Below are 8981 nucleotides of genomic sequence, written 5' to 3'. Positions count from 1 at the left end.
TTCACTCCTCCCGCTCCATCGCCGCGCCGCCCTCGCCCGTGATCTCGCCGAAGTTCAGGCCCGGGTAGAGGACGGGGATCTTGAGCTTCACCGTCGCCTTGAACACGTCTCCGGATTCCCCGCACTCGGCCGACATGCCCCAGGCCGGGGCGATGTGCTCCCCGGCGGCCGTCTGGCAGGCCCCCGCACCGTGCACCGCCCCGGCCCGTGCCGCCTCGTCGGCGGCGTTCCCGGCCAGGGAGAAGGCGTAGCCGATCAGTACGCACTCCCACACCGCCGCCACGAGCAGCAGGATCAGCGGCACCATGCCCACGAACTCCAGGGCCACCTGTCCCCGGTCCCCGCCCCGGTACCGCCCCCGGCGCACGCGTCAGCCCTCCCGGCCGCGCCGGAGCCGGGCCACGGGGCCGGCCGCCCGGACGGCGAGGGCCGAGCCCGTGCCCGTGCCCCGCCGGTGGTCCGGGACGGTGCCCCGCCGGTGGTCCGGGACCGGCGCCTTGTCGGGGGCCGAGAGGAGCCCCAGTTCCCCGGCCACCGCCCACAGGGCCTGCTTGACCGTCGAGCGGTTGTCGAGGTCCTGCACCCGGCCCGCGTCCACGACGGCCTGGAGTTCCTTGAAGGCGGCGGGGACCGGCGTGCGGACCGGCCGGGTCTTGGTGATCTTCTCGATCAGGGAGGGCTGGATCTCGGTGTGCTTGCTCCAGCGGTTGACGACCACCGCGGTGTCCTCCGCCTTGCGCACCTGGAGCCGCTCCCACATCCGGACCATCCGCTTGGCGGCCCGTACGGAGACCACGTCCGGGGTGGTGACCAGTACGGCCGTGTCGGCCTGTTCGACGGCGGCGGCGTTGGCGCCGGTGACCTGGGTGCCGCAGTCGACGACGACCAGTTCGTAGCGGGCGCGCAGGGCGCCGATGACCTGGCGGGCGGCGCGTTCGTCGACCTCCTCGCCCCGCTCCCCGTCCGCCGGGGCCAGCAGCAGGGCGAGGCCGGTGCGGTCCTCGTACACGGCGTCCTGGAGGACGCGGGGGGAGATGTCCTGGATGCCGGCGAGGTCGGCGATGGAGCGGCGGAACTGCACGTCGAGGTAGGAGCCGACGTCCCCGGCCTGGAGGTCGAGGTCGACCAGGGCCGTGCGCCGCCCCGAGGCGGCGGCGGCGAGGGCGAACTGGACGGCGGTGAAGGTGGTGCCGACGCCGCCCTTGGCCCCGGTGACGGTGACGACCCGGCCGCCCGGGCCGGTGAACACCTCGGCGCCGCCGCCCAGGTGGCGGCGTACGCCGACGGCCCACAGGGCGGCGGCCTGGACGCGGGCGCTCAGCTCCTCGTACGAGAGGGGCAGGGTGATCAGGCCCCGCGCGCCGGAGTCCATGGCGGCGGAGAAGAGGCCGGGGCCGGCGTCGGAGGAGAGCAGGACCACGCCCACGGCCGGGAAGCGCAGGGCGACCTCGCGGATGAGTTCCAGGGCGGGGACGGGGCCGATGCGCTCGTGGACGAGGACGACCTCGGGGAGTTCGTCGACGGACTCGGCGGCCATCCGGCCGAGCATGTCGAGGAGGGAGGTGGAGTCGGGGACGGGAGGGGCGGGCTCGGCGTCCGGCAGCTGGCTGAGCAGGGCGGTGATGGAGCGGGCGGCGTCCGGGTCGCCGGCCGCGGGGAGGATTCGAGTGGTCATCCGCGCCTCACTTGTCCCCGTCGAGGGTGTACGTGCGGTCGGCCGGGCCGGGGGCCGAGTCGGTGCCGGGGGCCACGAGGGCCAGCCGGACGTGCTCCGCGAAGGACTCGGCGTAGGCGACGCGCTGGGTGTCCTTCGTGTTCAGGGCGAAGGTGATCGGGACCGCCTCGGCGGGGCCCTTGCGGTCGCTGTCCTTGTCGAGGGCGGTGAGCTTGCCGACGCCGAGGACGCGGGCGTTGGCGACGATGATCACCGAGCGGGCGGGGTCGGTCTCCTTGGCGCCCTTGAAGGTGGCGATGATGTTGACCTTCGCACCGGAGGTGATCTTGCCGGCCACGCCGGTGGCCGCGTCGATCATGATGGCGATCTCCTGCTCCCCGGCCTGGAGCTGCGGCTTGTCGACGAACATGTCGCTCTGGAGGAGCGAGCCCTTCTTCAGGGTGGTGAGCGCGATCTTGCCCTGGAGGGCGCCGAGGTCGTCGACGGCGGTGTCCGACAGCCACCGCTTGGGGACCTTCACCTCTTCGAACTGGCCGGCCGTCAGGGCGCTGTACGGTGCGATGTCGCCCTTGACGCGGTACGCGATGACCTCGGCCCCGACCTTGGAGTTGACGTCGCCGATGACGACGAGGACCCCGGCGAAGGCGGCGAGGGCGCACAGGACCGACAGCAGGAGCAGGATGACGCCGCGGCGCTGGCGTGAGTTCATGAGCCGTACTACCTCGCCGTTCTTCGTTCGTTCGGGCGGTCAGGATCCGGATCTGGAGCGGGCGGCGGGCACCTCGGGCGGCGGTGCGGCCAGGGGGGCGGCGCAGAATCCGCAGCGGTCGCCGATGAGCTCGAAGCCGCACCAGCCGCACTCCTCGCGGCGCACCGAGGAGACCAGCTGGTAGAGGACGGAGACGTCGGGGATGGCGGCGGCGAACTCGACGAGCTTGGGGGTGGCCCACCAGCGGGCGGAGTCCTCGGGCAGCGGGTTCTCCATGACGCCCTGCACCTGCCAGGCGGGGGCCAGTTCGGCCGCCACCCAGTCGGAGGACAGCTGGCCGCGGGCGAAGGTGAGGTGGGTGGCGAAGGCCGGTCCGGGCGGGATCACCCCGGTGGCGGCGGTGCCGAGCCGGGCCAGGTGCGGCGACGGGTGGGCCAGTACGGCGAACTGGGCACTGGGCGACCAGGAGCGGGCGTGCGCCTTGAGGCCGACCGGGATCCGGTCGAGCTTGGCGACGGAGCCCAGCAGGGCTCCCGCGTGGATGTAGTGGGACAGCAGCCGGGCGGCGGAGGCGATCACTCCGGGGCTGAAGTCGCAGACGGTGAGCTGGCGCAGCTGACGCACCAGCACGGCGGTGCCGAGCGGCGGGAGGTCGGTGTCGACGAGCGCGATCCGGTCGGTCTCCAGGATGGCCCGTACGGTGCGCACCCGGTGCACGGTGGCCGGGGGCAGCCAGGACGGCAGGACGGTCACGAGGTGGCCGTGCCGCTCCAGCAGGGCGGTGGTCTCGGCGAGCGAGGCCTCCAGGCCGGCCGCGGCGGGCGGGTGCAGTACGGCGGCGCCGGGGGTGTGCCGGTCGGGGGCCGGCAGCACCAGATCGGCACTGGTGACAGCGATGGCGGTCGGCACGCGAATCCCCCCGTTCACCCTCCGCGCGGCGCCCGTTCGCCCGGCCGTCGGCCGGACTTCCGCACGCGCGCATGCTGCGCGACCGCAAACGATCGGCGCCCTTCCCCCTTGCCCGAGCACCATATCCGCGACGCCCCTGACAGGGCAGGGGCTTGGAGATTCCCGTGCCGGAAGCACATGTCACAGGAGGCGGAAAACCCGGACAACCGGGATCGGGACCTGGTGCATTTCAAGCCACATTGCAAACACTCTTGACACGGGGATTGGTCTGGACCAACTTGGCTGGCGCCAGTTCCCGCCGCGGGGGACCCCACTCCCCCCTCACCGCTCCCCCCTTCCGCTTCTCCCCTTCCTCCCCCCACGGAGCCCACGTGAACCGCATACGCTCCCTCGCCCTGCCGCTCGCCGCCACCCTCGCCGCCGGCGGCCTCACCGCCCTGGCGGCGGGCCCCGCCCAGGCTGCCGACGTCAACGTCGTCCGCAACGGCGGCTTCGAGTCCGGCCTCGCCAACTGGTCCTGCTCGAACGGCAGCGGCGCTTCCGCCTCCGCCCCCGTCCACACCGGGGCGGGCGCCCTGAAGGCCACCCCGGCGGGATCGGACAACGCCCGCTGCTCCCAGACCGTCACGGTCAAGCCGAATTCCACGTACACGCTCAGCACCCAGGTGCAGGGCTCGTACGTGTACCTGGGAGCCACCGGCACCGGCACCCAGGACGTGTCCACCTGGACCCCGGGCTCGGGCGGCGGCTGGCAGAAGCTGTCGACGACCTTCACCACCGGCCCGAACACCACCCAGGTCACCGTCTACACCCACGGCTGGTACGGCCAGCCGGCCTACTACGCCGACGAGTTCAGCGTCTTCGGCCCGGACGGCGGGGGCCCCACCGACCCCGGCCCGAGCCTGCCCGGCGCGCCCGCGGGCGCCGCCGTTTCCGGCCAGAGCCAGAACGGGCTCACCCTTTCGTGGAACGCGGTCAGCGCGGCGAGCGGCTATTACGTCTACCAGGACGGCGTGCGCGTCCAGACGGTGGCGAACACCTCCACGCCGGTCACCGGACTCGCGCCGAACACCTCGTACTCCTTCCAGGTGAGCGCGTACAACGCGGCCGGCGAGGGCCCCCGGTCGGCGCCGGTCACCGGCACCACCACCGGCGGCGGCGGCCCGAACCCGAACCCGTCGGTGCCCAAGCACGCACTGACCGGCTACTGGCAGAACTTCAACAACGGCGCGACCGTCCAGAAGCTCTCCGACGTCTCCGCCCAGTACGACATCATCGCCGTCTCCTTCGCCGACGCCACGACCACGCCCGGCGCCATCGCCTTCAACCTCGACTCGGCCGGCCTCGGCGGCTACACCGTGGCCCAGTTCAAGGCGGACGTCGCCGCGAAGAAGGCGGCCGGCAAGTCGGTCATCCTCTCCATCGGCGGCGAGAAGGGCACGATCTCGGTCAACGACTCCGCCTCGGCGACGAATCTGGCCAACTCCGCCTGGGCGCTGATGCAGGAGTACGGATTCAACGGGATCGACATCGACCTGGAGAACGGCCTCAACCCGACCTACATGACGCAGGCGCTGCGCGCCCTGTCGGCGAAGGCGGGTCCCTCCCTGGTGCTGACCATGGCCCCGCAGACCATCGACATGCAGTCCACGCAGGGCGGGTACTTCAAGACCGCGCTGGCCGTGAAGGACATCCTGACGGTCGTGAACATGCAGTACTACAACAGCGGCGCGATGAACGGCTGCGACGGCAAGGTCTACTCCCAGGGCTCGGTGGACTTCCTGACGGCGCTGGCCTGCATCCAGCTGGAGGGCGGCCTCGACCCCTCGCAGGTGGGCATCGGCGTGCCGGCCTCGCCGAGCGGCGCGGGCAGCGGCTACGTCTCCCCGACCATCGTGAACAACGCCCTGGACTGCCTGGCCAGGGGCACGAACTGCGGGTCCTTCAAGCCGTCGAAGACCTACCCCTCGCTGCGCGGGGCGATGACCTGGTCGACCAACTGGGACGCCAAGGCGGGTAGCACCTGGTCCAACGCGGTGGGTCCCAAGGTCCACGGGCTGCCGTAGGCGGTAGAGGTGTGGGGGTGGCTGATTCGGTCCGGTGAGCCCGCCGGATACTTCCGGGGCTATTGACCGGGACATGCCACAAGAGCACGCTGTGCGCGTCCGCACGGCTACCCCCACACTCCCACCCAGGAGAACGCATGCGGCTCCACACCCGCCGAAGGGCCGCCGTCACGGCGGCCCTGCTGGCGCTCGCGCTCGGCGCACCCGCCTACGGCATGAGCGCGACGGCAGCACCGCCGCCCACCCCGTCCACCGCCACCCAGGACGAGGCGATCGCCCAGTACGAGATCCAGGGCCCCGCCACGGCCGCCGAACGCACGGCCCTGCTGCGCACCGGGGTCTCGATCGACGAGGTGGACGCCCGCTCGGTCGTGGTCAGCGCCGACCCCATGCAGGCCAAGGCCCTGCGCGCGCTGGGGTACGCCCTGACCCCGCTGCCCGGACCGCCCGACCGCGGCGAGCGCGGCGTCGCGGCGACCCCGATGGACTTCCCGTCGGCCGACTCCCGGTACCACAACTACGCCGAGGCGAAGGCCGAGATCGACCAGCGCATCGCCCAGTACCCCGGGATCATGAGCAAGCGGGTCATCGGGAAGTCGTACGAGGGCCGCGACCTCATCGCCATCAAGATCAGCGACAACGTCGGCACGGACGAGGCCGAACCCGAGGTGCTCTTCACGGCCCACCAGCACGCCCGCGAGCACCTGACCGTGGAAATGGCCCTGTACCTGCTCAAGGAGTTCGGCTCCAAGTACGGCAGCGAGAGCCGGATCACGAACATGATCAACCAGCGCGAGATCTGGATCATCCCGGACCTCAACCCGGACGGCGGCGAGTACGACATCGCCACCGGCTCCTACCGCTCCTGGCGCAAGAACCGCCAGCCCAACAGCGGCTCCTCGTACGTCGGCACGGACGAGAACCGCAACTGGAACTACAAGTGGGGCTGCTGCGGCGGCTCCAGCACCAGCAAGAGCTCCGAGACCTACCGCGGGCCGGCCGCCGAGTCCGCCCCCGAGGTCAAGGTCGTCTCCGACTTCGTCCGCAGCCGGGTGGTCGGCGGCAAGCAGCAGATCACGGCCGCGATCGACTTCCACACGTACAGCGAACTGGTGCTGTGGCCCTTCGGCTACACCTACAACGACACCGCGCCCGGCCTGACGGCCGACGACCTCGCCGTGTACAAGAAGATCGGCACGAGCATGGCCGCCAGCAACGGCTACACGCCCGAACAGTCGAGCGACCTGTACATCACGGACGGCACGATCGACGACTGGCTGTGGGGCAACCAGAAGATCTTCGCCTACACCTTCGAGATGTACCCGGCGAACGGCGGCGGCGGCTTCTACCCGCCCGACGAGGTGATCGACCGCGAGACCGCGCGCAACAAGGAAGCGGTGCTCCAGCTGCTGGAGAACGCGGACTGCATGTACCGCTCGATCGGCAAGGAAGCGCAGTACTGCGCCTGACCCTCTGACCCTCGCGATCGGCCGAGCCGGGGCGCCCCACCGCCAGGGGGGCGCCCCTTCGCCTGCGGCTCGGCTCAGCCCAGTACGGCCAGGGCGTCGATCTCGATCAGCAGCCCGGCGGGCAGGCCGACGTACACCGTGGTGCGGGCGGCGGGAACCTTCACGCCCTGCTCGTCGAAGTAGGTGTTGTAGATCTCGTTCATCTCGGCGAAGTGGCCGGTGTCGGTCAGGTAGACGCGGATCATCACCACGTCGTCCCAGCTCGCGTCCCCGGCCTCCAGCACGGAGCGGACGTTCTCCAGCGTCTGGAGGGTCTGCTCGCGCAGCGTCGGCCCCGCGGTGGTGGGCGGCTGCCCCTCGACGTGCGGCAGGTAGCCGACCTGGCCGGCGACCTGGAAGATGTTGCCCTTGCGGACGCCGTGCGAGAACTTCGCGGGCGGGGCGGGGTGGGACTCGGGGGTGACGGCGGTCTTCTCGCTCACGTCGGGGTCCTCTGCGTTCGTTCCGGTACGGGGGGTGTTTCCCCCCGCTGATGGTGTCAGCGGGGCGGCCCCCGCGTGACGCCCCCTCAACCGGTTCGCGAGGACGGGCTACCGCCGCCGCTCCCGCTGCGCGGGGCCTAGGTCCCCTACCCGCCCTTCGCCCGTTCCCTGGGGCTCCGCCCCAGACCCCGCGCCTCAAACGCCGGCGGGGCTGTAAATAGCCTCGCCGGCGATTGAGGCGAGAACGGTTGAAGGGCGGGTAGGGGACGGCCCCGCGCAGCGGCCGCCCCACCCCCGGGCGGAACCGGGGGACGTTGACCCCTCGTCGTGCAGGGTGTTAGACCACAGGAACACCGCGCAGCGCAACCGCACCACCCCAGGAGGACCCCATGGGCAGCGACGCAGTCCGACGGCTCGCCGGCGAACCGGTCGACCACCGGTTCAAGGGCCTGCCCCCGGACGCCCAGGCGGCCGGCCTCACCGTCGGGGAGCTCGCCGCGCAGGGGCGGGACCTGTACACCGGCGGGTTCACCACCCCCGTCCTCACCCTCGACGCCGACGCGCTCGCGCACAACCTCACCGTGCTCGGCGAGTACTCCGCCCGCCACGGCCTCGCCTTCGCACCCCACGGCAAGACCTGCATGGCCCCGCAGCTCTTCGAGCGCCAGCTCGCCCACGGCGCCTGGGGCATCACCGCCGCCGTGCCCCACCAGGCCCGCGTCTACCGCGCCTTCGGGATCCCGCGGATCTTCCTCGCCAACGAGCTCGTCGACCCCGCCGCCCTGCGCTGGGTCGCCGCCGAGCTCGCCGCCGACCCCGGCTTCCGGTTCGTCTGCTACGTCGACTCCGTGCGCGGGGTCCGGCTCATGGACCGGGCCCTCCAGGGCCGCGGCGCCGTGCTGGACGTGGTCGTCGAGCTCGGGGCCGGCGAGGGGGCGCGCACGGGGGCCCGTACCGACGAGGACTGCCGGGCCGTCGCCGACGCCGTCGCCGCCACCGACACCCTGCGCCTCGTCGGCATCGCCGGCTACGAGGCCGAGGTGCCCGACGCCGACCCGGAGAAGGTGCACGCCTGGCTGCGCCGGCTCACCGGTCTCGCCGCCGAGTTCGACAAGGCCGGCCGGTTCGGCCCCGACGTCGAGGAGATCGTCGTCAGCGCCGGCGGCTCCGCCTGGTTCGACGCCGTCGCCGACGTGTTCGGGGAACTGCCCGAGCTGTCCCGGCCCGTCCTCAAGCTGCTGCGCTCCGGGGCGTACGTCTCCCACGACCACGGCTGGTACGGCCGCCTGACCCCCTTCAACCGGGTCCCCGAGGAGGGCGGTCTGCGCCCCGCGTTCCGGCTCTGGACGCAGGTCGTCTCCCGCCCCTCCCCCACCCAGGCCTTCGTCAACGCCGGCAAGCGCGACATCGCCTACGACCTCGGTCTGCCCGAGGCCGAGCTGGTCCGCGACGCCCTCGACGGCACCGAGCGGCCCGCCACCGGCATCCGCGTCGTCAAGCTCTCCGACCAGCACGCCTGGCTGGAGACCGGCTCCGCCGAGGACGTCCAGGTGGGCGACTGGGTGGCGCTCGGCATGTCGCACCCCTGCACCATCTTCGAGAAGTGGCCGCTGATCCCGGTCGTGGAGGCCGACGGCACGGTCACCGAGTACGTCCGGACCTTCTTCTAGC

Annotated in this window: 8 protein-coding genes; 3 read left to right on the top strand and 5 right to left on the bottom strand. The window is 72.1% G+C overall.

Going from position 1 to position 8981, the window contains the following annotated elements:
* Position 1: 1 nt before the first annotated feature.
* Genes ACIPW5_RS14195 through ACIPW5_RS14180 form a run of 4 tightly spaced genes read right to left on the bottom strand, consistent with a single transcriptional unit; the run spans position 2 to position 3293 of the window.
* Positions 2 to 367, bottom strand: a complete 366-nt coding sequence (locus ACIPW5_RS14195; protein WP_401244453.1) for a TadE/TadG family type IV pilus assembly protein — start codon at positions 365 to 367, stop codon at positions 2 to 4.
* A gap of 3 nt (positions 368 to 370) precedes the next feature.
* On the bottom strand, positions 371 to 1675 hold the full coding sequence (locus tag ACIPW5_RS14190) for a CpaE family protein (RefSeq protein ID WP_401244451.1): 1305 nt from the start codon (positions 1673 to 1675) through the stop codon (positions 371 to 373).
* Positions 1676 to 1682: 7 nt separating this feature from the next.
* Entirely contained in the window at positions 1683 to 2384 is a 702-nt protein-coding gene (gene cpaB / locus ACIPW5_RS14185; protein WP_401244449.1) for a Flp pilus assembly protein CpaB, read from the bottom strand.
* A gap of 39 nt (positions 2385 to 2423) precedes the next feature.
* Positions 2424 to 3293 carry a hypothetical protein gene (locus ACIPW5_RS14180; protein WP_401244447.1) on the bottom strand — a complete coding sequence of 290 codons (870 nt, stop codon included), beginning with the start codon at positions 3291 to 3293 and terminating at the stop codon, positions 2424 to 2426.
* 371 nt (positions 3294 to 3664) lie between these two features.
* On the opposite strand from ACIPW5_RS14180, the gene ACIPW5_RS14175 reads away from it, so the two are divergent.
* Positions 3665 to 5359 carry a chitinase gene (locus ACIPW5_RS14175; RefSeq protein ID WP_401244445.1) on the top strand — a complete coding sequence of 565 codons (1695 nt, stop codon included), beginning with the start codon at positions 3665 to 3667 and terminating at the stop codon, positions 5357 to 5359.
* Positions 5360 to 5496: 137 nt separating this feature from the next.
* The gene (locus ACIPW5_RS14170; RefSeq protein ID WP_401244443.1) at positions 5497 to 6828 is read left to right on the top strand and encodes a M14 family metallopeptidase; all 1332 of its coding nucleotides are present in this window, start codon (positions 5497 to 5499) and stop codon (positions 6826 to 6828) included.
* A gap of 74 nt (positions 6829 to 6902) precedes the next feature.
* On the opposite strand, the gene ACIPW5_RS14165 is transcribed toward ACIPW5_RS14170, so the two are convergent.
* Positions 6903 to 7310 (bottom strand): RidA family protein, encoded by a 408-nt coding sequence (locus ACIPW5_RS14165; RefSeq protein ID WP_401244441.1) that lies wholly within the window; start codon positions 7308 to 7310, stop codon positions 6903 to 6905.
* Between the two features lie 389 nt (positions 7311 to 7699).
* Between ACIPW5_RS14165 and ACIPW5_RS14160 the strand changes: the two genes are divergently transcribed.
* On the top strand, positions 7700 to 8980 hold the full coding sequence (locus ACIPW5_RS14160) for an amino acid deaminase (protein WP_401244439.1): 1281 nt from the start codon (positions 7700 to 7702) through the stop codon (positions 8978 to 8980).
* The last annotated feature ends 1 nt before the right edge of the window (position 8981 follow it).

It is taken from the genome of Streptomyces sp. NPDC090077, from assembly GCF_044747545.1.
GTDB lineage: Bacteria > Actinomycetota > Actinomycetes > Streptomycetales > Streptomycetaceae > Streptomyces.
Note: the sequence above shows the minus strand (reverse complement) of the source record. Positions and strands in the feature narration are given on the sequence as shown.